Origin of the sequence: Nocardiopsis sp. JB363 (assembly GCF_900143625.1) — a bacterium.
In the GTDB taxonomy this organism is placed as follows: Bacteria; Actinomycetota; Actinomycetes; order Streptosporangiales; family Streptosporangiaceae; genus Nocardiopsis.
This window is the reverse complement of sequence record NZ_FRFF01000126.1, coordinates 1-22,848: the sequence shown is the minus strand read 5'-3', so window position 1 is coordinate 22,848 and position 22,848 is coordinate 1. Positions and strand designations below refer to the sequence as shown.

Here is a 22,848-nt window from a genome sequence, read left to right as displayed (position 1 = left end):
TGACCCCAACGAAGTCGTGGCACATACGGATGCAACCACGATCAAGACGCGCGGAGGACCGGTTTTTCACACACGGCCCCTTTGCCTCGCTGGCACGGTACTTGCTTCGGCACTCGGGTTCCTTGTGTGATCAAGGATGTGTAAGTCCGCTCCGGTGTTGGTGATGTAACAGTTCCCGTAAGTCACGGACCAGGAGCTTGCAGAGCCAGTACTCTCCCCGCTACATCATCCGCACCACCAGGGAGAGCATGCTCATGGCGCAGCAGTCTCGAATCCGGATCGGATCTCGCGGTAGCCGCTTGGCACAAGCCATGGTCGACGAAGTCCTTCGTGGCCTGTCCTCTGCTCACCCAGGTGTGTCTTGGGCACGGCACACGATCATGACCGCCGGTGATCGGGACCGCACCAGCAGCCTGCAAGACCTTTCCGCCTCCTCCGGGGTCGGAGTGTTCGCTTCTGCTGTGGAGAAGGCTCTTCTGGGCGGTGAGATCGACATCGCCGTGCACAGCCTCAAAGATCTGCCCACCACACCGACCCCCGGGACACTGATCGCCGCGATCCCACAGCGCCACGACGCGCGGGACGCGCTGTGTGGCACTGCTGTGCACGATCTACGGCCTGGTCAGAAAGTCGGCACCAGCGCGCCGCGACGCATTGGGCAACTCCGTCGTACCTGCCCACAGGTGATGACGGTGCCGATCCGCGGCAATGTTCCCCCGCGTCTGCGGCAAATGCGTGAGCGCGGTCTTGTTGGAGTGTTGTTGGCCGCCACGGGACTTCACCGGCTGGGTATGGGTGCGCACATCACCCAAACTTTGGACCCCGTCCAGTGGCCGCCCTCTCCTGCTCAAGGGGCCATCGCTCTCCAAGTCCGGGACGAGGACACCTCGATCGCCCAAATGTTGGCAGTGATCCACGATATGCAGAGCGAGGCCACGACCCGAGCAGAGCGGGCTCTGATGGCTGCCCTGAATGGAGGCTGCTATGTCCCCATTGGTGCCTACGCATCCGAAGAGGACGGAAAGTTGCGCCTGGTCGCCCAGGTGACCTCTCTCGATGGGCTCCAGCAGGTGCGTGTAGAACGGTCGGGGCCTGCGGATTCCCCTGAAGAGTTGGGTGCCAAGAGCGCTGAAGAGTTGTCGGTTCACGGGGCGGGCCGGATCCTTGACGGTCTCGACTCCGTTGACCCGGTGGAGTGATCCCCAGTTCTGCAGCATGACCGCGCCACGCCCGCCAAGGAGTGGTGCTCCGGTTACAGGGATCCTGCGAGTGGAAGGTAGTGAGGGTGGATTCCCTCTTCTCCCCCCATCGGAAAGGCCCCACCATGGCTTTCTCCTCCCCACTCGACTCGCCTGGCCGGTACCAGGCGCTGATCCTCGACTTTGTCGGTGTCCTCACCGAAGGCGTCCGTGAAGCCCTTCAGGGCTGGTGTCTCGACCAAGGGCTCCATGAGCGGGCTTGGGGCACCACGCTGAACCAGCACCCTGAGGGGCGCCGCCTGTACCTTGCGTTGGAAGCCGGGCGGCTCACCCAACAGGAATGGAATCGCCGCACGGCTCCACTACTCGGCATCGATGACCATGAGAACCTCATGGGCCGAGCCTGGTCTAAGGTTCGCCCCGCCCAGGACATGATCGAGTTGGCGCACGCCGCCCGCCGGGCCGGGCTGAGGACCGCGCTGCTGTCTAATAGCTTCGGTTTGGATCCCTACGACCCTTACCGGACGTTGGGTGTGAGCGGGTTGTGTGAGGTCACGGTGCTTTCCGAAGTGGAAGGCGTCGCCAAGCCGGACTTGGAGATCTACCAGCGCACGCTGGAAAGGCTGGGGGTGCCGGGTGAGAAGTGCTTGTTTGTCGACGACAATCCCGCCAACCTCCCCCCGGCGCACGCGCTGGGGATCACCACGGTCCTCGCTGACGGTCGGCCGGGTCTGGCCACACATATCAGGGAACTGTTGGGGATTCATGACAGGGTCGAGGAGAGCCGAACCTCCCCTCTCCGGTGAAAAGGGGGGTGGGGGAAACAACCCCGGCCCGCAAGGTGGTGCAGACAGCTCTGTCCCAGGCTGAGCGACAGCGCCTGGACACACCGAGCAACTACGCGCTTTCCTCTATTCGGCGCTCAAGGTCCAGGGAGTGTGCCGGGAATCCCGCATAGTCGGGCATGGCGATACCGGCCGTGGTCTTCTTGCCACGGTGGGTCATGATCGTGTTCACCGGTCATGGCTCGAAGAGGTGTTGTTGGGTGGGCTGGTTGGCCTTGGCGGTGCGTCCGGCGATCGTGACCAGCTCGGTAAGGCCACCGATAGCTCTACCGCGGTCAGCGATATTGATGAGGTCGGTGAACACCTGGGCGGTGACCGCGACATCGGCGGTGGCGCGGTGGCGGTCCGCCGGATGGGCGATGGAGAGTTGGGCCAACAGTGTGTCGAGCTTGTAGTTGGCCAGGCCCGGGAAAATGTGCTTGGCCAGCGGGATGGTATCGATCAGGTCGATACGGGCCAGCGTCGGGCAGTGTTCGCGTTGGTGGTGGATGATGTTGGCCTCGGTCGTGGCGTGCTGGGCCACCAGCAGGTAACGGCTTTGGCCGGTGAAACGTCGGTCGAGGGCTCCTAGTGCCTCGGCTGGGGTTGGTGCGGTCGTGAAGTGTCCTGGGGTCAGGCCACTTTGGGCGGTGTTGGCCCAGGTCACGGGTGCGAATGCGGGTGGTTGGATGAGGGAGGTGCTCCGGCCGGACTCGGCCCACCCGTCGTTGGTGTAGCGCAGTGCCAGAGCGGCGACCTCGATGGGCTGGGGTGGATGACCAACGGGGGTTGTGGCCTCGAAATCAATGATTACGAAAGTCATCTGCTGTCGCACAAGATCGTCATGCAGATTACCCATGAGGGCTCATCTTCAACAGCTCGTGACGGCTGTGGCTGGCCACAGACCTGGCCCGGAGGGCAGAAGCCTCTTCCAGATCTCCCATACGTTCTTCACCGTCCTGTTGCAGGGGCTCTGCCATCCGCGTGGTTCCGGCATGGTCACAGTCCGCGGTTCGCCCACGGCAACCAATCAGCCATACAACCCTGGCACTGCCCCGGGCCGACGAGCACATGGTGAAACCGGTGCTGGGACCTACGTTTTGCTTCACCCACCCGAACCCTCTGCCAGAGTCTGGGTCGGCCTGGAGTGGTGGGCGATGACCATTTTTTGGTGCGTCGTAATGCGCAGCGGCCCATCCTCAAGCTCTTGCCGCAACAGGTGCTCAACTCTGCTCAGGGTCTGCTCGAACGGCACGTGCACCTGATGTGACCAGGCCCGGTAGGAGGCGTAGTGCTTCAGGATCGGGGCCGGCGTGTCGACCTCGATGGTTCCGTCCAAGTCGATCTCCTTCACCTCAGCAAAGTGGGTGGCCACACGGTCGGCGGCTTCTTCTGCAGGAAAGGACGCGGAAAGCTTCACCCGTCGTGGACCCACAGCAGTCCCGAGCACATCCGCGGCCGCCCGCGCCCACCACCCGTCGAGTTCGGCCTTGTCACTGCGGGCGTTGGTGGAGACGACCAAGACCCCTTCGGGTTCCAGGACACGGGCCATCCCCGCAAGGGCTTGGTCGGGATCTGCCAGGTGGTAGAGCATATGCATCCCCAACACCACCTGCACACTGCCGGTGTGCACCGGCAGGCGAGCAGCATCGGCGCACACCGCTGGCCGGACGGGGGTGGTGAGCATGGTCGTGGACAGGTCCAGGCCCACCGCTCGCGCCTGTGGCCGTTCGGCGCGAATCCGGTGTAGGTACTTGCCGTTACCGCATCCCACGTCCAACCACACTCCTTCCCGATCACCGACCTGGTCCAGGACCATGCCGGGCAGATCGTAGCGGGGTCTTTGGTGGTCATAGAGCCGTTGACGGGCAAGCAGTGGCCGATCGTCATGGTAAGCGCGGGTCACAACTGCGCGATCGGTGGAGGCTAGAAAACGTGCGGGAGATTCGTTGTGGAGAGGCATACGGTGCATCCTCACGCGTTGGTCTTCGGGGTGGGGCCGGGGGTGCGGGTGAACTCGATCAGTAGTTCGCGGGCCCAACGGGCCGGAGCTGTGTCGTGATGGACCAGGAGAGGGATCAGACGGTGCGCACGTGTACTGATGCTCGCGGTGCGGTGCCCGGCCGGGACCGTGGTGATGAGTCGGACCTGTTCCAGGGTCCCCTCCGGGTTGCGGTCGAAGAGGTGAGCTGTGGCCAGGTCCAGGCGTGCGGCCAAGAGGTCACCGACGGAACGGTCGGTACCTGTGGCGTACATCGTGATGGCCTGTTCGGTGTGGGAGAAGCTGCGCCGGCGATCAGAGGCAGGCCCGAGTGCGAGTAAGGAAGTCCCGGCGTAGGTATGGATCTTCGCGGTGGGAAACCCCAGGATTCCTGGGAGCACCGGCAGATTGCAGTGGTCTTCGGCTGCGGTGATGGCCGCCCGGGTCACCGTGACATCGCCTTGGGCCGCGGCTGCGCGAGCCCGTAGGGCATGGAGTCGGGCCAGGTTGCTGTCGGCGGTGTGGTGGGTGAGTCCGGCCTCGGCCGCGCGTTGGGCCTCGGGGAATCGGTTGTCCCAGTAAGCGATCAAGCTGTGCAGGGAGCACACCCAGGCTTGTAGGGCCGAATCGCCGGTGCGCTCTGCCAGATCACGGGCAGCGTCGGCATGGATCAGGGCGGTGGTGTAGGAGCCCACGTCCATGGCCACATGTGCGTGCAGGCCCACCAGGCGGGTGGCGGCGATGTGGGCTCGGCGGGCTTGGTCGGGGTGGGTCAGGCTGTCGAGTAAGGCCAATGCGTCGCGGCGACGGGCGCTGATCTGTGGGTAGAGGCTGCTCAGAGGGGTGTGGACGTAGGCGCGGCACAGGTGGTCGACACCGGCTTCCAGCGTATCCAGGACGGTCTTGGGTGCTGCCTGGTCTTGGAGGGAGCGGATCCGGGTGACGGTGTCAGCCGCGGCCTCATTCAGTTGCTGTTCCCATCCCCGGTCCACGTTCTGGAGGGCCGCGATGGGCTCGGTGGAAGGTAGGTGGGGTGCGCCCAGGCGAGTGAGCACCCGGGCGATGACGTCCGGTCGGGTCAGTCCACGACCGTTCACCGCGCGGGTGATGGTGCTCTGCGTGACCCCGCACATGATCGCGAGCGCTTCGTGGGTCAGGGAAGTGGAGCGGAGAAGCAGGCGCAACAAGGTAGGGACGTCGCGCGCTTGGAGTGCCTCGCGTACTTCGGGTCGCCTCCAGTAGTCGCTGGGCACACAGGTGCAGCGGGGCCCGTCTTCAGCACGACTACCCCCACAAAAGTCACATATCAAGATGAACACCACTCAATGTGACAAGAAGGATGAATGTTCTTTTCATTGGGGTTTTTCTTTCCTCGCACCAGGTCTTTTAATGCCATCAGGGCAGTTCACAGGGCGTGATTCGAACAGGGCGCATGAAAATTCCAACACATGGCCGATCGTGCATGGTCACCCTGTTGAGTTCTCGACGATAATGCGCCCTGGGCTTGGGAGCACCATGTCGGCTCTCAGTAGCTGCAAAAACCACGGCCAAAGCAGTGGGATCTCTCCCGGAGCTCTTGGAGCTCTTGGACCTTCTGCGCGTACCAGAAGCGGAACACCCCTTTTACCCGCAGTTCCATACCGATACCGGTGGCCGTCGTGCTCACGACGGCGATGACGATCACGAAGAGGACATCCATGCCCGCTACAGCGCCGACGAGCCCCGATCAGGCTCGTCAGGACATGGTCGACACCCTGCTCCGGCTCCAACAGGAGTGGGGTATGACCCCGATCTCGGTTCAGGTGGAAGACGTGCTCAGGGCGGTCCCTCGGCACGTGTTCGTGCCCGAGGTGGCGTTGGAAAAGGCCTACGCGACCGACTACGCCCCACCGATCCGGCGGGCCGAGGACGGACTCATCACCAGTTCGCTGTCGGCGGTGAGGGTACAGGCCATGATGCTCGACCAGGCCGGGCTCGAACCCGGTATGCGGGTGCTGGAAATAGGTTCCGGTGGCTACAACGCGGCCCTGATCTCCGAGCTCGTCGGTGCCGAGGGTGAGGTGACCACCATCGACATCGACCCTGAGGTCACCGAGCGGGCCCGCCGCTATCTGGACGAGGCCGGGTACAAGAAGGTGCGTGTGGTGACCGGGGACGCCGAGTTCGGTGTGGCCGAGGGGGCGCCCTATGACCGCATCATCGTCACCGTCCGGGCCTGGGATCTGCCCCCGGCCTGGCTGGCGCAGCTTACCGAGAACGGTCGCCTGGTCACCCCCATGCGGTTGCGTGGTGTGAGCCGCACCGTGGGGCTGGACCGTATCCACGATCACCTGGTCAGTCGCCCCGACCACCACCTCACCGTTTTCGTGCCCATGCAAGGCGCTGGAGCACACGAGGAGCGCGGCATTGCTGTGCAGGGGGAGGAGATCGCCCTGTACGGCGTGGAAGAGGTGGTGGACACTACCGCGTTGCGCCAAGCGCTGCACGGGCCCCGCACGGAGTTCTGGCCGGGGGTGGAGTTTACCCACCCCGACCGTCAACACCTGTGGATCGCGGGCCACACCGACCGGTACGCGATGTTGCACGTGGCCGAAGACGTCCTCGAACACGGCCCGGCCGGGCGCCTGGCCCGTCAGCCGGTGCCGGTGGTGCTCGCCGATGGGGGCAGCGTGGCGGTGCGCACGAAACGCCCCTTGAGCGAGGGCAGGTTCGAGGTCGGGGTGTTCGGCTACGGGCCTCACGGTGAGACCGCAGCCCAGAACTACGTCGACGTTCTCCGGGCCTGGGACCAACATGACGGTTCCATGGCCCGCATCGAGGTCTGGCCCGGCCCCACCCCCGACTCTGAGCTTCCCACCGACCGGGTCCGGGTTCTGGACAAGCCGCACACGCGCACGGTCCTGGCCTGGTCCTGAACACACCCCACCCCCGGGGTGTGGCCCTCCGATCCGAAAGGAAGAAGAACATGCAGGAAAACCAGCTCGACGTTGACGGGTTCGACTTGGACGTGGAGGTCGTGGAGAGCGGCCCTCGTCTGGACGCCCTGCTCAACCTGACCGGTGACAACTGTGGTGGCACGTGCGCCAGCGCCTGCACCAGCTGCCCGTAACTTCCCGGTCCCTGGTTGCGGCCCCGGCACCGCCAGCGGTGGTGCCGGGGCACCCCCCGCTTTGAAGGAGCACCTCTGTGCGGCCTCGCTTCACCGCTCACCCCACCGGAGTGCTACGCGCCTCCGCGCTTTCAGGCATCCGTGACCTCCCGTCCTGGCCCAGCGGACCCGTCGAGGACCCCGAGCACCACGGTGCGTGGATCACGTGGCTGGGCCAAGTGCGCGATCACCCCTTGTTGGGTGCGGCGATCAGCGACGCCAGCCCCTCGCTCATGCAGCGCATCGATCGGATCTGCCATGTTGGCGGCAACAGGCGTGAGGTGAGCCGGGTGGTGCACTCCTGTATCCGGTATGTGCTGCGCGCCCAAAGCCGGGCCACACCGTTCGGGCTGTTCGCCGCGGTGACCACGACGCATTTCACTTCCACCGTGTCCGGCCGTATCGGAGACCACCACCGACCGGTGACGCGAGTGAGCACAGCATGGATCCGGGCCGCCGTGGAACGCCTGGAAGCCTGTGAGGCGCAGTTCACCGCCCGTTTGTTGGTCCTCAGCAATAACTTGGCTGTGCTGCGGGGCGGACGGATCATCGTCGAACACCAACCTGAACCAGGGGCCGACCGCGGCAGGCGTTCGTCACTGCGTTTGACTGCTCCCGCACATGCGGCCTTGGAAGCGGCTCGCACCCCCACTCCTTGGGCCGAGGTGGAAGCGACACTGAACGCCACGTTCCCTGACCGGGAAGACAGCGTTCATACCTTGGTGGAAACCCTGGTGCGTCACCGTGTGCTGCTCACCTGCCTGCACCCGCCGTTGGACAGCCCTGACCAGCTCGGACACCTCATCGCAGCCGCACACAGCGCAGGCGCCGGCCGCTACCCGCGCGCCGCGAAGATTCTCGCCTATTTGGAGAACGCCCACCAGGCCCTGCGCGAGCACGACACCTCACCCTCGCCCACGAAGCGGGCCGCCCTGATGGTTCGTGCCCGCACCATGCTCACCGATGTGGCGCCTGCGGACACACCGACCGGTGTGGACCTGCGTTTGGAGAGCGACCTGGAGCTGCCACGCGCTATCGCCTGGCAGGTCCAGGGCGCCACCGCGGTTCTGGCACGCCTATCCCCCCTGGGCGAGGGCACCTCGAACTGGCGTGACTACCACCGGCGGTTCTGTGAACGGTACGGGATCGGGGCGCTTGTGCCGGTGGATGAGCTGACCGATCCCGGCCAAGGGCTCGGCCTACCCTCCGGCTTTGTGGGAACACGACTGCCCGATCCTCCAGCCGAGGCTCTGTCCGAACGCGACACCATCCTGCTCGACCTGGCCCAACGAGCCACTTTGGAGGGGACCGGCGAGATCGTGGTCGACGACACCCTTTTGGGTCGCCTAGGCACCGATCAATCCGACCTGGTGTGGCCGCACACCGAAGTGCGCGTGCGTGTGCACGCCAGTAGCCGTGAGGCGCTGAACACCGGCGACTTCGACGTTCGCGTCGCCGGAGTCTCCCGTGGGGCGGGCACTACCGTGGGCCGTTTCCTCGACCTGCTGCCCTCCCCCGGTCGGGAGGCTCTACATGAGCTGTACCGGCGCCTGCCCACCCTGCGTCAGGACGCGGTCCTGGCTCAACTCACCTGCCCCTCAGCGTCCGCCCGGGGAGATCAGGTCTCACGCGTTCCCGCGGTATTGCCGACCCACCTGAGTTTGGGGCAGCACCATCGGGCCGGTGCCCGCACCCTGAGTATGGCCGACCTGGCCGTCACCGCTGACTCGCACCGCCTGCACCTGGTCACACGCCGCGGGCTCAAGCCGGTGGAACCGGTGGTTTTCAACGCGATCGAGTTCACCCGTGCCGCCCACCCACTGTTGCGGTTCCTCGCCGAGTTGCCGTGGAACCGCACAGCCGTGCCCGTCCCCTTCGATTGGGGAGTCGCCACCCACCTGCCCTACTTGCCCCGGGTGCGGTGGCAACAGTGTGTTCTGGCCCCCGCCCGCTGGCGACTGGATGCCCACTCCCTTCCTGGCCCTGAAGCATCGTGGCGGGAGTGGGTCGACCACCTGAATCAGTGGCGTACCACCCAGCGGGTACCGGTGCAGGTGGAGTTGGGGGAGAACGACCAACGCCTCCGGGTGGATCTGGATCGGCCCGCGCACCAAGACCTGGTGCGCGCCGAACTAGGCCGCCAGGGCCGGATCTTCCTACGTGAGACCTCCACTGACCAGAACCTGGGTTGGGTGGATGGGCGCGTCCACGAAATCGTGACCACCCTGACCGCGGAGCAAGAACCGATCCCGGTCCGGCTCCGACCTGGGTCGGCGCACCCTCGCATGGGCGAGCATCTTCCTGGCGGCTCCGGTTGGTGTTCGGTGAAGCTGTACGGTCACCCCGACCACGCCATTGGTCTGATCACCCACGAACTCCCCCACCTCTCCCTCGCCTGGTGGTTCCTGCGCTACCAAGATCCCGAACCCCACCTGCGCCTGCGGGTTCGCATCACCGGCCCCGACCAGATCAAGATCGTCCACGACTGGACAAGCGCCCTGCGTCATCGGGGCCTAGTCGCGTCCCTCATCCACGACACCTACACCCCTGAGTCGGGCAGGTTCGGCCCTCATCCCGCGATGGAAGCCGCTGAAGAGTTGTTCGTCGCTGACTCCCACGCGGTAGCGACCCAACTCACTACCGACTCAGGAGAGAGCGGCATGCGGGTATGGGCGGCCGTGAGCATGACCGACCTGGTTCATGCCCTGCTCGGAAACGCGCCGGCGGCCCGGCGATGGCTTATCGACCATGCGCCCTCGGCCCCCACCGACCGGGCCGAAGCAGCACGGACCAGGACGCTCACCGCCCCCGATCCCGGCCCCCACCCTGTCCCGATCCGAAAGGCCTGGGAGCAGCGCGCCGAAGCAGCCCGCACTTACGCCAAGGCCCTCGCCGGCTTCGGTTCCACAGCCGAAGAGGTACTGCCGGACCTGCTGCACTTGCACGCGGCCCGGTTGTTCGGCCCCGATCCGGATGCTGAACGGGCGTGCCTGGCGCTGGCACGGACGGCCGCTGTGAGCTGGAACGCCCGAATGCAGGAGCCCCGATGAACATCACCACCGTTACAGCACAGGCCCACGCTATGGCCCGCACGATCCTAAACGACCTGGCCGCCCCCGATCGGGTGCAGTTCCTGCCCGACAAACCGGCCCTGCGCCAACGCCCCTCCTCGATGGGCGGTGGTGCCGCAGGGGTGGCGCTGGCCCACGTCGAAGCCGCACGCACCGGCCACGGCCCCTGGGAAAGAGCCCACACGTGGATCACCCGCGCACTGACCGGCCCGGTGAACGGGAGCGAGACCGCCACCTTGTGGTCCGGTGCCCCGGCCCTGGGCCTTCTCACCGCCATCGCGGCGTCCTCGCCCACCCATCTGAGCCGAGCACGCGCCCGCTTGGACGAGGTCACCACACGCCTGACCCTGCACCGATTGGCCCAGGCCCACACCCGGATCGACCAAGGCCAGCGTCCAGAGCTGGCCGATTTCGACCTCATCCAAGGGCTGGTGGGTTTGGCTTCCTACCATCTGCACATTCACCCCGAGGCCACGATCACCCGCCAGGTGTTGGCCTACCTGGTGCGAATAAGCCTGCCGCTCCCTGATGGGAAGCCGGGTTGGTGGAGTGACCAGTCACCGCATGGCAGCCTCGACCCGGCCTTCCCCGACGGGCACCTCAATCTCGGTGTGGCTCACGGCATCGGTGCTCCTCTGGCCGTGTTGTCGCTGGCGGTGCTGCGCGGCGTCACCGTCAGCGGACACACCGACGCCATCGCCCGAATATGCGAGGTCCTGGATACTTACCGCCATCACTCACCTTCTGGGGTGTGGTGGCCCTACTACCTCACCCCTCACCGGTGGGAGAGTGGCCCAACGGTGGAGGCATTTACCAAGCAACGCCCCTCCTGGTGCTACGGCACCCCCGGCCTGGCCCGCGCCCAGCAACTCGCCGGGCTCGCCCTCAACGACCCACACCGGCAGGCGATGGCCGAACAGAGCATGGCCGACTGTCTACGCGACACCTTTCAACTCAACACCCTCGATGACCTGGGCCTGTGCCATGGATGGGCGGGGTTGATGCACTGCGCTTGGCGTATCAACAACGACGCCCCCGGCGCGCCGCTGGCCTACGCCCTGGACCAGATCGCCGCCACTCTCCTTGAGAAGCTCGAACACACCCCGGTCCTGGACCCGGAGTTCCTCGACGGGCGCACCGGTATCGCGTTGGCCCTGCTCACCTACGCCACCGGCACCGCTCCCGGCCTCCCGTGGGACGTCCACCTGGCCTTGGCCTGACCATCGCTCCCTTGCGGAAAGAGCCGACCGTGCCCTACATCCCCACCGACACCCTGTGGTGGCAGGTCAACATCGACTTCCCCGACCCGACCACCACTGAACACACGGGTATCCACCACGTGGCCCCGGCCCTGGAACGCGCCGGTCACCCGTGGTTCCTGATGCGTAAGAAGGGTGCCTGGCGGTGCCGGATCCATCTCCCGAGCACCCCGCAGGAGCAAGCCTTCGCCCAGGAGAAGATAGGTGCGGTCCTGAACAGTCTCGTCCGCGAGGAGATCATCGCGGGGTGGACACCGCTGGTGTACGAACCCGAGGTTCGGGCCTTCGGCGGCTCAGAGGCGATGGAGGCGGCCCACTCTCTGTGGTGTGCCGATACCCATCACCTGATCCGGTTTCTGGCCGCCACCTCACCGGACCGTCGACGGGAAGTGTCGCTGTTGCTGTGTCACACCCTCATGCGCGCCGCCGACCTGGACCACTTCGAGCAAGGAGATGTGTGGGATCGTGTGGCCGCCCTCCGGCCGCTGCCTTCCAAGGCCCCTTTGCCGGATCGGGTCTACGGACAGGTGCACCGGATGTTGAGCGTGGACCCCGGCCCCCACGCCCCACACTTCTCCGCGGGTGGGGCGTTCGACGGCTTCGCCCGTTGGGCGGGTGCTTTCCGATGTGGTGGGGCGACGCTGGCCTCTTTGAACGCCCGAGGCCGACTGCAGCGTGGGCTGCGCGGTGTGCTGGCGCATCTGGTCATCTTCCACTGGAACCGGCTAGGTCTGACCCCCTCGGAACAGGCGGTGCTCTCCCATGCCGCGACCCGAACCATCTTCGACCCCGAAACGGTGGGACTATGACCGCGACCGTGCTTCCTGCCACGCTTCGGTACCTGCCGTTGGTACCGCGCCCCCGCCCTGCGGCGCTCCCTCTCCCACAACGGCTCACCGAACTCCACGACCTTCTCCATCAGGCAGAGCACATCCCTGGCACGGAGGAAGGGATCACGCGTGCGTGCGAGTCGATGAACAAAGCGGCACTCATCGCCAGCGACATCGGTAACCCGGATCTGGCCGCTGCACTGTGTTGGCAGCAGTACGAGACCTTCCTGCCCACGACACCTTTAACGGCAAAGGTAGCGATTTTTGCCCTGCAACCACTGGTGAACCTGGCCCGCCTGGCCATCCGTACCGGGGATCCTTCTGGCGCGTACAGCATGTTGAAGGCCTTGTTCGCCGCCACCGACCACAGCGAACCGGTACAGATACTCGGACGTGTGTGCGTTGTGGGTGCACTCGTCACCTCTGATGAGGAACGCGCCGAGCTACGCCGTTTCCTTTGGGCGATCCTGCTCGCCGACGGCACCCGAGCTCTGTGCGCGGCCAATCGGTGGCCGGACGTGGCACACCACCTTCACCGCTACAACGGCATCGGTGCCCGGCTGCTGGATGGCCGCCAAGTCGCCGTGTTGGCCGCCTTGCACCGCAAGGACCCCGAAACCGCTACCCAAATGCTTGCTCGAACCGACTGTGTACGGCTCTGGGAGCATGCTGTGGCCGCCTGCCTTGTCACCGCGACCAAGCTGGTGTCCGGACAAGACCCGACCAAGGCCGCCACAGACATGGCCGACACCATCCTGCGCCTGCCGACCGAGTCCGGCGGGTCGGTATTCACCATGCGTCTAGGGGCCCTCGCGTGTGAGCTGGCTCCCGAACATGGTCCTTTAGCAAGCCATGTCGTGAGCGAGGTCGTGCGGGTGGATGACGCACATGCCGTCTCCACGGTCCTGGCCACACCGGTCATCGAGTCGAGGTTGAACGCAGGCCAAAGACAGCGCCTGCGAGAGCGGGTCGCACGAGCACAACCGGATGGGACCGAAGACACCTCTGCGGTGGAGGCGCGTGTGAAGCACACCTGTAACCAGGCGAGCAGGCTTCTCCACTCATACTTGCGAGGAATGGAAACAAAGTGAACTCGGGGTAGGACTTCATCCCACGTGCACACCGAGATCGTTGACGAACTCATCGCTGACAGACAGGGAACCGGTGGTTCACCCTCGCGATCTGCGCGGTCGGGGTGGGCAGCATCGCCGCCCACCGCCCCCAGGTCAGCACCGCCCCTCAGAACTTCGCCACCGCTGTGCAGACGCTGATCACCGTCGACACCGCTCCCGGGACCGAGTGGCGTGCTACTGGTCCCCTCACCTACGCCGATGAGTGGTTCACCGCGTTCGAGCGCACAGGCCGCACGCTTCGCCGCCTCGCAGACGCGGGTGAGCTCACCCGCGGCATCCGCGCCGTCATCACCCATCACGCTCTCTTCCACTGAAACCGCATAGGGCTGTCCGCCTCTGATCAAGCTGGGCTCGCCCGCGCTGCCGCACGCATGTCCTTCGCCGACCCACGAACACTCATCTCGGGCCCTGATCTGCCGTGAGGCGACCCGCAGCTAAGTGCGAACTAAATCGGGACTGTGATGAACGAGGTGTGTTCCAGAACGTGCGAGCCTGAGAACGCGTAGTGTCCGGTACTACGCTGGCCTCATGACCGCGCACGAGTTCGATATCAGTTTGTCGATGACCCCTGAGCAGGAAGCCCAGTTCCGCATCGAACAAGGCCTGCCCGACGATGAGGATCTGGGGCCACACGTCGCGCGGGAAGCGCAAACACGGCTCCGACAGGCGGGGCTGTTCCGCGGGGTCGATGTGGACCTGCAGGAGTGACCATAGAATGCTCCTGGCCATCCAGCTGGGGATGTGGCGTCTCCATCAGCCTTGGCTGAGCCCTTTCCCCACACGGTTTACCCATGCGACAACCGACCTGACAGACAGGGCGCCGTCGCCGTCGCCGTCGTTGGCCTGGGTCGTGGACACTGGCTGAGCACACCCCGCCCGGTGGCCCGGACAAGGTTGAACAGGTTGGGCGGGGCCGATCGGTGAAGCCTCTTGTGACCCCCGCCAGCACAGTGGAAAGGTTTCCTGGTGAGGGTGCTCAGGGTCGTGTGGCAACGATGGTTTCGGTACGCACATGCTCGTGGAACACACCGTCCGGAGTGTGCTCGGCGAGGGCAGCGCGTAGATCAGAGTCAAAGGCTGCCTGATCTGGGCCCAATTGGGCGGGGCTGGAGTAGCTGTAGGAGTACTGGAGATTCACGACTTCGTCCAGGGTGCGGGTGACGATGCGGTCCCATGTGTGCTTCTCCACGGTGGAGAAGGGAGAGCGATCCAGAACCTGCTCGTGCCGCTCCTTGGGGTGGATGTAGGTACTGCTTCCAGCGCGCCGCTGTGGTCCGAGGTAGCGGATGCGAACCTCGTCGACCACTGTTTTCCAGTTCGGGGGGTCGATGTCTCCAGGCGACCCTCCTGAGGCCAGTGCGACACCACCGTCAGGTTCCACCAGAGTGTTGAGGTCCTGGAGGATCTGGTCGCGATCCATCCAGTGGAAGGCCGCGCCCATCACCACAAGACGTACGGGCTCCAGCTCCATGTGGGGCATGGTGGTGGAGTCGCCCTGGATCCAGGTGATGTTGGACAGTCCGCGGCGTTCGGCAGCGGATCGGCCTTCGGCGATCATCCCTGGTTCGGGATCGATCGCAATGACTTGTCCGGCTCGTTCGGCCAAGGGCAGAGCAAGGACCCCGATGCCAGTGCCCAGGTCCAGCACCCGGGTATCGGCGCCTAGGGCGAAGCGATCGGTGAGCAGTTCATAGAAGTTGGGGTCGTATCCGGCCCGGTAGTGGTAATAGGGCGCAGTCGAGGCGAAGAGTGCCGCAGGGTCGTGGTGGCTCATGGTGTCTAGTGTTCCTGGTCAAGATCGTGCAGGAGCTCAGTTTGAGCTGATCAGGGTTGGTTGTTGGCCCACAGTTCCAGGGCGTGGGCTCCGCTGGCTTCCGAGGCGATGGATCCGTCATCGTTACGGTCACGATGGCCGCATAGGAGTTGCTGTTCGACAGGGGTCGATGGTGTCAATTCGTTGAAGGAACACCCTTGTCTCGACCCTGCAATAGCTGCTTGTGGAACACCTCTTGCGGCGTGTAGAACCCCAAGCACGCCCGAGGACGGGTCAATGAGACACACGAACGCCCGCCGCTGATAACGGCGGGCGCATGAACAATCTGCAGGACTCGCTAGGCGACTCCCCCACCAGGCGCGAGGGGGCGACCCAGATCACCGCCCAAGCAATCGCAGAAAGCGCCACATAAGGGGCGCTCTTGTGTATAGAGTTGAGCTTCATTGTATTCCTTGCTTGGCCCCAGATGTTCTCTTGGTTGGAGTGCTGGAGCCTGGTGGTTTGGAGCAATGAAAAGGGGTGCCGTGGGCACATGCCCACGGCACCCCAACTCACTACTGAGGGGTCCGTGCAGGGCCCGGAGTTCTCGCGGTTTATTGGGGAGGGAAGGAACGCCAGGTCTGACTGGCTCGCGAGGGTATAACCGGATTCTGACATGTGAAAACGGGCCCGGACCCAAAGGATCATGGAGTTGTCGAGACACCACTATCCGCAAGGCTCCATACCCTCTGTGTCGCACCCTTGGGCGCGCAGCAGCGCGATCTCCTCACGCTCGGCGAACGACAAGTACCGGCCCGTGGGCTCATCCAGGCTGATCGGCGGCATTCCGCCAGCGTGACGGAACCAGCGGGCCCCGACCGGCCAAGACACACCAACCGCCTGCGCGGCCTCTACCGTGGTCACACCCGACGCGATCCGCCGCCAGAAGTCCCGCTGGACCGCACGCGAGGGTTCCGGGCGACCGGGTGAGCGCATCAGTGGCCGTAGGGCTCGATCTGCTGCCCACTGTCGTCGCGCTCGCGCAGGCGCCTGGGGTGTCTGCTTCTTCTTGCGTCCCATCGCACACCTTTGCAATCAAGGTGTTGCGACGACCAGTTGAATCCGCCCTGCACGCCGCGGTCGGAGTGGTGGATCAACCCGTCGATCCGCCGGCCGACGTGCTGACGGTTCCACACTGCCATTTCCAACGCGTCCAAGGCCAGGCTGGTGTGCAGCGACCGTGAGACCTGCCAGCCCACCACGCGGCGGGAGTGCACATCGATGACGAACGCGGCGTAGACCCACCCGGCCCAGGTGCGGATGTAGGTGTGAGGTCGGCCAGCGGCGCCCTGTCCCGGTTTCCCGGAATGGGTTTCCGCTGGCCGCCTCCCGAACCGGACGTGCCCATTCCTGAGCATCCGGCTCTCCACGTGGTCATGCCGCTGCGGTCGCTGCGCTGGTCCAGGGCGTGGGGATCTTCGCTCCTCGGTAGCGGTATCGGGTCACGGGGACCTTCCACGCACGGAAGAACTCGATCCCACCGTCACGAATCTGCCATCCGGGCAGGTGACGACGGACCAAGGTGTGCATGTTCAGCCGGGGATGACGCTTCTTCAACCAACCGACGATCCGCCAGAAAGCGAATCGATCCAGGTAGGAGAACGTCGCCTTGGAGACCCCGTGCTGAAAGTAGGCACACCAGCCCCGCAGCGCCGGGTTCAACCGGCGCAGCAGGTCAGCGAGAGTGCGATGCGATGCCCGGCGGGTCAGACGGCGGACCTTGTCCCTGATCCTGGCCAATGACGCAGCCGAGGGATAGGTGTAGACCGCCGTCCTGCCGCCACGACCTCTCATCCGGCGGCGCTGGATGTGCCACCCGAGGAAGTCGAGCCCATCATCGATGTGGACGACCCTTGTCTTCTCGACCGACAGGGATAACCCCATCGGCGCGAGCACCGCTGCCACTTCGTCCCAGAGCGCTTCTGCGTGGTGACGTTGCCCGTGGACCATGACCACGAAATCGTCCGCGTAACGGATCACTTTCATGACCGGCCCACCGGCCCGCCGGTGCTTGACGCGCGTCCATTCCGGGCCCAGCGCCGCCCACTTGGCGGCGAAGTACTCATCCAGGACGGACAGGGCGATGTTGGCCAGCAACGGTGACAAGATGCCACCCTGCGGGGTGCCGGTGATCGTCTCACGGCGGGATCCGTCCTCGGACAAAACCCCAGCTTTGAGGAACCCCCGGACCATACGCAGGACCTTCTTGTCCTTGATCCTCATCCTCACCCGGGCCATCAGCGCAGCGTGATCGATCATGTCGAAGCACTTGCTGATGTCGGCCTCGAACACCCAGGAGTAGTCGCGGGTGCCCGAGGCGAGGTAGTGGATCTCGGCGATCGCGTCCTGCGCACGGCCTCTGGGCCGAAACCCATAAGAGGACGGCTTGAAGTCCGCCTCGAAAATCGGTTCCAGCACCAGCTTCAAGGACGCCTGCACGATCCGGTCCGCCGTCGTCGGGATCCCCAGCGTCCGGGCTTTGCCGTTCGCCTTGGGAATCGACTTCGCGCGCACCAGCTGCGGGCTGAACGTCCCGGTCCGGATCTGCTCACGCAGTCGGGTCAGGCCGATCAGCACCCGCTCGCCGGGAACATCGCGCGGCGCCAGGCCGTCGACCCCGGCGGTGCGGGCGCCCCTGTTGTCCCGCACCCGCGTCCAGGCAGCCACCAAGAACGCGGGATCGTGGACAAGGTTGAACACATCATCGAAACGACGTCCAGGATCGGACCTCGCCCAACGGTGCAACCGCGTCTGCATTGTCAGTACCCGCGCCCATGCCTGGGAAGGCTCGGGCCACGGAGCGTCGGTGTTCACCGGCGCTTCTCCCTTCGTGCTCGTGCGATTGCTGATCACGCTGGACCCCTTCGCCATGTGGACGGCTTTCCCGCCCTCGGACTACTACGGGTCCTCCGCCCCGCCCTGGCCCGCTCGGCAGACCATGTGCCCAGCCGGGGCTCCTGCCGCTGGTCGCGGCATGTTCCCGGCGAGACCAGGACGGTTCCTACGTTCACTGCGAAACCCTTCGACGGGATCGGCACCCAGTTATGCCCCAGCACCATCGCCACGATTACGCCGCAGTCCTTCACCGTGGCCTCCCAACCGGCGACATCACCCAGCCCAGGAGTTGCCCGACGTCGTCGCCGAAGCTCCAACGCGGGTGCGCAGTGCAACCCGACCCATACCCGCCAGGCTCGGGGTCGGTGGATTCGTCTTGTGGGGCTTTCAGCCACTGGTTCCTTGCGTATGCCTCTCCGTCTCGCTAGCCGGACCCGCCCCATCTGGCAGTGCTGGGACGTCCCGTCGTTGTCGAGGACCGCTCCGCCACCGAGCTCCATGCCGGGCTCAGCGGCCGTCCTCCAGCTTCCTCAGCCCGCTGCGACAGGCCAAGAGCGGTGTCCTTCCATCACCGCAGGGTTCAGCAGCGCATCGCAGCGCTCGATGTCAGCGACCCACAACTGGTTGGGTGCATCGGCGGTGAATGCTCGTTCCACCAGGTCGGGGCGCATGTCCGGGGCTGTGGATCCCATCGTGGTGCGCGGTCCCTTGGTCCGGCTGATCCCGCGTAGTCCGGCCCGTTTCATGAGCCGTTGGACCGTGCAGCGGGCCACCCGGTGCCCTTGGCGGTTCAGCTCGGCGTGGACCTTACGCGCCCCGTACACGTCGTAGTTGTCAGCGTGCACCTGGTGGATCTTGGCGGTGGTGACCTCATCGGTGCGTGAGCGCAGCGACGGGGCCCGACTCTTGGCTGCGTAGTAGGTGGACGGGGCGACCTGCAGCGTGCGGCAGATCGGCTCGACCCCGAACTGGTGCTGGTGGATGTCGATGAACGCTCTTACCTGATGTGTGGGCGGTCGAGCTCCGCGATGCTCCTATGTCAACCCGGCCCCATCAGGCAGCCGAGCGGAGCTCAGCCACGATCGGTCCTGTGACGTTGTCCTCCGACCCCGCTCTGTTCACCACAGCGTTGGTGTCGTGGCGTTCGTCAACACGCATCGCGGAGAACACCCGATCGGACAGCCGCCGTCGCAGCAGTCGTATGGCCTCGGTCTTCGTCTTGCCTCGGGCGATGAGCTTGTCGTAGTAGGCAGAGCCTTCCTTGCCCAGTCGGATCTGGGTGACCGCGGCCATGTGCAGGGCGGTGTTGATCCTGCGGTTGCCTCCGCGAGAGAGCCGCACGCGGACCTTGTTGCCCGACCAGACAGGGATCGGAGCGGTGCCGTTGAACCGTGCGTAGGCATCCTTGTTCGTGAATCGGCCAGCACCGGCGGTCTCTCCGATGATCATCGAGGCCCCGAGCGCCCCGAGCCCGGGAACCTCCAAAAGCGCGGAGTGTGAAGCCCGCACGAGTTTGTCCAGGCGCCGTTCGATGTCGTTGATCCGCCGAGTGAGCGAAGTGATGTCCTCAAGCAGGTCACGGGCGATCTCGACGATCACGCCCTGGCGCTCAGCGAGGAACCCGAGCAGCTCTTCGAGGAGCTGGTACCGGCGCAGGCCGCGGGAGGGCACGTGCAGGTCAGGGTCGATTTCGTGGAGGAACCAGCGGACTTTGGCCTGCAGCGCGGTGCGGCGGGCAACCAGGGAGCGACGATGATCGGACAGCAGTTTCATATCCCGCGTCGGGCCGGGGAGCTCGGCTGTGGGAAGGTCGTCCTCGCGCAGGGCGACCCGGGCCACGGCCTCGGCATCGATCGGGTCGGACTTGCCCGGCTGGCGGCCGCTTCTGCGCATGCCGGCCATCAAGCGGGTGTGGACCCGCACGACCTTGTGCCCGGCGTCCAACAGGTCCGCTTCGAGGCGGCGCGTTAGGTGCCGGCAGTCCTCGACCGCGACCTGGACGTCGGCGAACTGGGTAAGCCAGGTGAGGATCTTCTGGTGCCCCTTGGCCCGGGCGGGGACGGTCAGCTCTGCCAGCCTCTTGCCGACTTCGTCGACCGCGACGAGCGTGTGCCAGTCCTTGTGCGCGTCGATCCCGACCACCGTCATCGTTAGCTTCCCACCTGTCGCTTCCTGGCTAGAGCGACGGGACTCGCAGGCGGGCACGCCTCAGTCGGGCAGGTTGAGCAGGCAGGCTCCTATCAGGCCACGCCCGCGAACCCCGAAGCAGAGCCCGGCAGGGTGGCACATCGCGGAAAAGCCACCGCAAAGCGGAGCAGCAAAAAAACGAGCCAACCCCGCCGGGTCTATCCTCATTGTGGTACTGACGCGAAAAAAGCCGACGCTGACTTGAGGATCGCATTGGCTCGGCGCAGTTCGTGCACCTCGCGTTCCAGCTCGGCCAGGCGTTTGGCCTGGTCGGTGGTGGTTCCGGGGCGGTCTCCGAAGTCGACCTCGGCCTGGACCACCCAGTTGCGCAGGGTCTCGCGGTTGATGCCCAGCTGATCTCCGATACGGGCGATGGCCCCGGAATGACTGGCCGGGTCACGGCGGGCGTCCACGGCCATGCGGGTAGCGCGTTGTCGCAGCTCATCGGGGTATTTCCTCGGTGCTGGCATGTCTCTCATCCTTCCCAGGTTTGAGAGCCTCCATCACACCCGGCACGAAACAGTGGTTCGATGTGGTGTGACACCACGTTCGTGCATGCTGGGATCGTTGCCGTCCCCGCCGATTCGGCCAGCGGGGACGACAACGCCTCAGTGTCCCTTCACGGCACCCAGCATCGCGTTCCACTCGCCAGCGGGCACCTCCAGTGTCCCCAATGATCGATGAGCAGTGTCACGTATCGCGCACCTCTGCCCCTCTCTGGCCTCCACGCAGTTGCCCCCAGAACTGCCGCTGTAGCTGCTCTTGTGCCAGGTCGACAGGTCATTGGACTCAGGTCTGTTCACGCATCACTCCTCATATAGCGCTCATCCATCACACGTTGGATGAGGTGGGCCGATTCTGCGGGGTCGAGTGCCTGCTGGCGCAGGTTCTCGTGGACCTCGCTGAATTCGGTGGCGGCTTCCTCTTCGAGGTAGACGGCGCCGAGCTTGTACTCGATATAGCAGACGTCGCGCACTTGGACCCCCTGCAAGGGGCTGGGGAACCGCATGAGGGTGAAGGCGGTTTCGCTGCTGATGTGTACACCGGCGTCGAACGGCAGGACCCGTAGGTCGATGTTGTCGCGTGCCGACCATTCGATGAGGGCGGCGAGCTGGGCGCGCATGGTCTGAGCGTCGCCGCCGGGACGGTGCAGGGCGGCCTCGCCCAGGACAACATGGAGATGAAGGGGTTCGTCAGCTGCCAGGCGGGCTTGTCGTTGGATGCGCACGTCCACCTGGGCGGTGATCTCTTCGGGTGTACCTGCCCGCAGATCAGCCCCAAGGAGTGCCCTGGCGTACTCCGGTGTTTGCAGCAGGCCCGGGACGACCCCGTCTTCGAAGGTCAAGATGAGCCCCGCCTCATACTCGAAGGCGACGTAGCTGGCGAACCACGCGGGGATCTGCTGGTTGTTCTGCCACCACCCGAGAGCCTTGCGCCCGGCGAGCTCCACGAGCTGGTCACGTGCGGCCGGGTCCATCTCGTAGTAGTCGGCGAGCCGGTAGACGATCGCCTTCGGGAAGGGGTTCTCGGCCTTCTCGTACTTGGTGAGGGTGCCTTGGGCCAGACCTGCGATCGCGGCTGATTCGGTGACCGTCTTGCCAGCTCGTTTGCGCGCGTCGCGCATGGCGTAGGCGACGACGCGACGGGGGACGGACGCGACCGTTCCGCTGTTGCGGCTCATGGATGGGGACCTTCCGGTGGTGGACGCCTCTAGTGTGTCCCATTCCCCCGGCTCGATCCAACTTGTCGCATACTTTCTTAGAGAATTATTCTCTAAGAGTCTTGCGTGAAGTGATGATTCCGATGCAGACTCTAATCCTAGCGGGCACCCTTCCGGAATACCGGTGGTTCAGCATCATTCCGTCACTCGTCAACCCAAGCAGGTGACTGTCATGCCTCCCTCACGACACCAGCTCCTGGCGCTGCCCGGTTGTGCTGCGTTGCGGTGCGTTGCCGGATCTGTGGCGGTGAGCCGTCTGTACACCGCCCGACACGTCCCCCCGGACGCCCCCCAGACAGTGGGTGATGACGCTGTGCTCGTGGTCAGCGAGCTGGTGTCCAACGCGGTCCGTGAAGGCACCAACTCCCCTGGGTTGGTCGGCTTGAGCGCCGACCTGGTCGAGGACGGCCTGATGACCCTCACCATGGAAGTCACCAACCCCCACGACGAGACGGTCGCCCCCCACCAAGAACAGGCCCCGGACCCGGACGCCGAGCACGGGCGCGGCCTGCTGCTCGTCGACGCGTTCACCGACACCTGGGGGGCCCGACTCGACTCCGAGGGCCGCCTGGTGGTGTGGGCGTCCTGGTCCTGGCTCTCTCCCACCCTGCTCGACCGGGGGTGGCTGGCCGGATGGGAGCCGACCCGCGACACGGCCGCGAGGGTCCTGGCCCACCACGGCGAGGAGGCCCTGACCCTGCGCGGCGGCGAGACGCTCGCGTCCCTGCACCGGCCCATCGCCTCCGTCAACCAGGTCCTCGCCCTGCGGACGCACTACCCGGAGTGGGAGATCACCTACGACCGCACCGAGACCGGGCCCATCTGGTTCACGGCCCGCCGCCGCATCC

Annotated in this window: 22 protein-coding genes, 2 pseudogenes and 1 other annotated feature; of the genes and pseudogenes, 11 read left to right on the top strand and 13 right to left on the bottom strand. The window is 65.4% G+C overall.

What is annotated here, in order from left to right; translation table 11 throughout:
- Nucleotides 1-197: 197 nt before the first annotated feature.
- Both hemC and BQ8420_RS18860 read left to right on the top strand, forming a co-directional pair.
- On the top strand, nt 198-1,199 hold the full coding sequence (gene hemC / locus BQ8420_RS18865) for a hydroxymethylbilane synthase (RefSeq protein ID WP_235006356.1): 1,002 nt from the start codon (nt 198-200) through the stop codon (nt 1,197-1,199).
- Nucleotides 1,200-1,324: 125 nt separating this feature from the next.
- Nucleotides 1,325-2,005: an HAD-IA family hydrolase gene (locus BQ8420_RS18860; RefSeq protein WP_087100488.1), complete on the top strand. Its 681-nt coding sequence runs from the start codon at nt 1,325-1,327 to the stop codon at nt 2,003-2,005.
- Between the two features lie 214 nt (nt 2,006-2,219).
- Here the strand turns inward: BQ8420_RS18860 and BQ8420_RS18855 are convergent, their stop codons facing one another.
- The 4 genes from BQ8420_RS18855 to BQ8420_RS32000 form a co-directional block, all read right to left on the bottom strand.
- Nucleotides 2,220-2,846 (bottom strand): PolC-type DNA polymerase III, encoded by a 627-nt coding sequence (locus tag BQ8420_RS18855; protein ID WP_235006355.1) that lies wholly within the window; start codon nt 2,844-2,846, stop codon nt 2,220-2,222.
- Between the two features lie 282 nt (nt 2,847-3,128).
- On the bottom strand, nt 3,129-3,929 hold the full coding sequence (locus BQ8420_RS18850; protein WP_160049351.1) for a class I SAM-dependent methyltransferase: 801 nt from the start codon (nt 3,927-3,929) through the stop codon (nt 3,129-3,131).
- A gap of 68 nt (nt 3,930-3,997) precedes the next feature.
- A complete protein-coding gene (locus BQ8420_RS18845; protein WP_087100455.1) occupies nt 3,998-5,191 on the bottom strand; it encodes a helix-turn-helix domain-containing protein in 1,194 nt (397 codons plus the stop codon).
- Between the two features lie 338 nt (nt 5,192-5,529).
- Nucleotides 5,530-5,703, bottom strand: a complete 174-nt coding sequence (locus BQ8420_RS32000) for a hypothetical protein (RefSeq protein ID WP_160049349.1) — start codon at nt 5,701-5,703, stop codon at nt 5,530-5,532.
- Here BQ8420_RS32000 and fxlM point away from each other — a divergent pair.
- From fxlM to BQ8420_RS18805, 8 genes are all read left to right on the top strand, one after another.
- A complete protein-coding gene (gene fxlM / locus BQ8420_RS18840) occupies nt 5,702-6,919 on the top strand; it encodes a methyltransferase, FxLD system (RefSeq protein WP_235006354.1) in 1,218 nt (405 codons plus the stop codon). The two genes, BQ8420_RS32000 and fxlM, sit on opposite strands and share 2 nt — an antisense overlap.
- Nucleotides 6,920-6,969: 50 nt before the next feature.
- Nucleotides 6,970-7,113: an FxLD family lanthipeptide gene (locus tag BQ8420_RS18835; RefSeq protein WP_087100453.1), complete on the top strand. Its 144-nt coding sequence runs from the start codon at nt 6,970-6,972 to the stop codon at nt 7,111-7,113.
- 77 nt (nt 7,114-7,190) lie between these two features.
- Entirely contained in the window at nt 7,191-10,202 is a 3,012-nt protein-coding gene (locus BQ8420_RS18830; protein ID WP_087100452.1) for a lantibiotic dehydratase, read from the top strand.
- On the top strand, nt 10,199-11,443 hold the full coding sequence (locus tag BQ8420_RS18825; protein WP_087100451.1) for a lanthionine synthetase C family protein: 1,245 nt from the start codon (nt 10,199-10,201) through the stop codon (nt 11,441-11,443). The genes BQ8420_RS18830 and BQ8420_RS18825 overlap by 4 nt, the downstream gene beginning before the upstream one ends.
- 29 nt (nt 11,444-11,472) lie before the next feature.
- On the top strand, nt 11,473-12,291 hold the full coding sequence (locus BQ8420_RS18820) for a thiopeptide-type bacteriocin biosynthesis protein (protein WP_235006353.1): 819 nt from the start codon (nt 11,473-11,475) through the stop codon (nt 12,289-12,291).
- Nucleotides 12,288-13,403, top strand: a complete 1,116-nt coding sequence (locus tag BQ8420_RS18815; RefSeq protein ID WP_235006352.1) for a hypothetical protein — start codon at nt 12,288-12,290, stop codon at nt 13,401-13,403. The genes BQ8420_RS18820 and BQ8420_RS18815 overlap by 4 nt, the downstream gene beginning before the upstream one ends.
- 104 nt (nt 13,404-13,507) lie before the next feature.
- Complete coding sequence (locus BQ8420_RS18810; RefSeq protein ID WP_087100450.1) at nt 13,508-13,759, top strand: hypothetical protein; 252 nt, start codon at nt 13,508-13,510, stop codon at nt 13,757-13,759.
- 214 nt (nt 13,760-13,973) lie between these two features.
- Nucleotides 13,974-14,153, top strand: coding sequence for a hypothetical protein (locus BQ8420_RS18805; protein ID WP_087100449.1), 180 nt, complete (start codon nt 13,974-13,976; stop codon nt 14,151-14,153).
- 268 nt (nt 14,154-14,421) lie between these two features.
- Here BQ8420_RS18805 and BQ8420_RS18800 read toward each other — a convergent pair whose 3' ends face one another.
- The 9 genes and pseudogenes from BQ8420_RS18800 to BQ8420_RS18760 form a co-directional block, all read right to left on the bottom strand.
- Entirely contained in the window at nt 14,422-15,219 is a 798-nt protein-coding gene (locus BQ8420_RS18800) for a class I SAM-dependent methyltransferase (RefSeq protein ID WP_087100448.1), read from the bottom strand.
- 738 nt (nt 15,220-15,957) lie between these two features.
- Nucleotides 15,958-16,278: pseudogene (locus BQ8420_RS32835) on the bottom strand (IS30 family transposase); the annotation flags it as partial.
- A pseudogene (locus tag BQ8420_RS18790) lies at nt 16,194-16,526 on the bottom strand (DDE-type integrase/transposase/recombinase); the annotation flags it as partial. The pseudogenes BQ8420_RS18790 and BQ8420_RS32835, both read right to left, overlap by 85 nt.
- A 106-nt stretch (nt 16,527-16,632) precedes the next feature.
- The gene (gene ltrA, locus BQ8420_RS18785; RefSeq protein ID WP_200815986.1) at nt 16,633-18,111 is read right to left on the bottom strand and encodes a group II intron reverse transcriptase/maturase; all 1,479 of its coding nucleotides are present in this window, start codon (nt 18,109-18,111) and stop codon (nt 16,633-16,635) included.
- Nucleotides 18,112-18,623: 512 nt separating this feature from the next.
- On the bottom strand, nt 18,624-18,983 hold the full coding sequence (locus BQ8420_RS18780) for an IS3 family transposase (RefSeq protein WP_369825519.1): 360 nt from the start codon (nt 18,981-18,983) through the stop codon (nt 18,624-18,626).
- A gap of 36 nt (nt 18,984-19,019) precedes the next feature.
- Nucleotides 19,020-19,126: a sequence feature (AL1L pseudoknot), on the bottom strand.
- A gap of 20 nt (nt 19,127-19,146) precedes the next feature.
- Nucleotides 19,147-20,241 (bottom strand): IS110 family transposase, encoded by a 1,095-nt coding sequence (locus BQ8420_RS18775; RefSeq protein ID WP_200815985.1) that lies wholly within the window; start codon nt 20,239-20,241, stop codon nt 19,147-19,149.
- Between the two features lie 203 nt (nt 20,242-20,444).
- Nucleotides 20,445-20,750 (bottom strand): transposase, encoded by a 306-nt coding sequence (locus BQ8420_RS18770; protein ID WP_160049346.1) that lies wholly within the window; start codon nt 20,748-20,750, stop codon nt 20,445-20,447.
- Nucleotides 20,751-20,888: 138 nt separating this feature from the next.
- Nucleotides 20,889-21,083 (bottom strand): DUF397 domain-containing protein, encoded by a 195-nt coding sequence (locus BQ8420_RS18765; RefSeq protein ID WP_369825518.1) that lies wholly within the window; start codon nt 21,081-21,083, stop codon nt 20,889-20,891.
- Nucleotides 21,080-21,961 carry a helix-turn-helix transcriptional regulator gene (locus BQ8420_RS18760; RefSeq protein WP_087100443.1) on the bottom strand — a complete coding sequence of 294 codons (882 nt, stop codon included), beginning with the start codon at nt 21,959-21,961 and terminating at the stop codon, nt 21,080-21,082. The genes BQ8420_RS18765 and BQ8420_RS18760 overlap by 4 nt, the downstream gene beginning before the upstream one ends.
- Before the next feature lie 211 nt (nt 21,962-22,172).
- On the opposite strand from BQ8420_RS18760, the gene BQ8420_RS18755 reads away from it, so the two are divergent.
- On the top strand, nt 22,173-22,848 hold a 676-nt coding region (locus tag BQ8420_RS18755), incomplete at its 3' end, for an ATP-binding protein (RefSeq protein WP_235006351.1).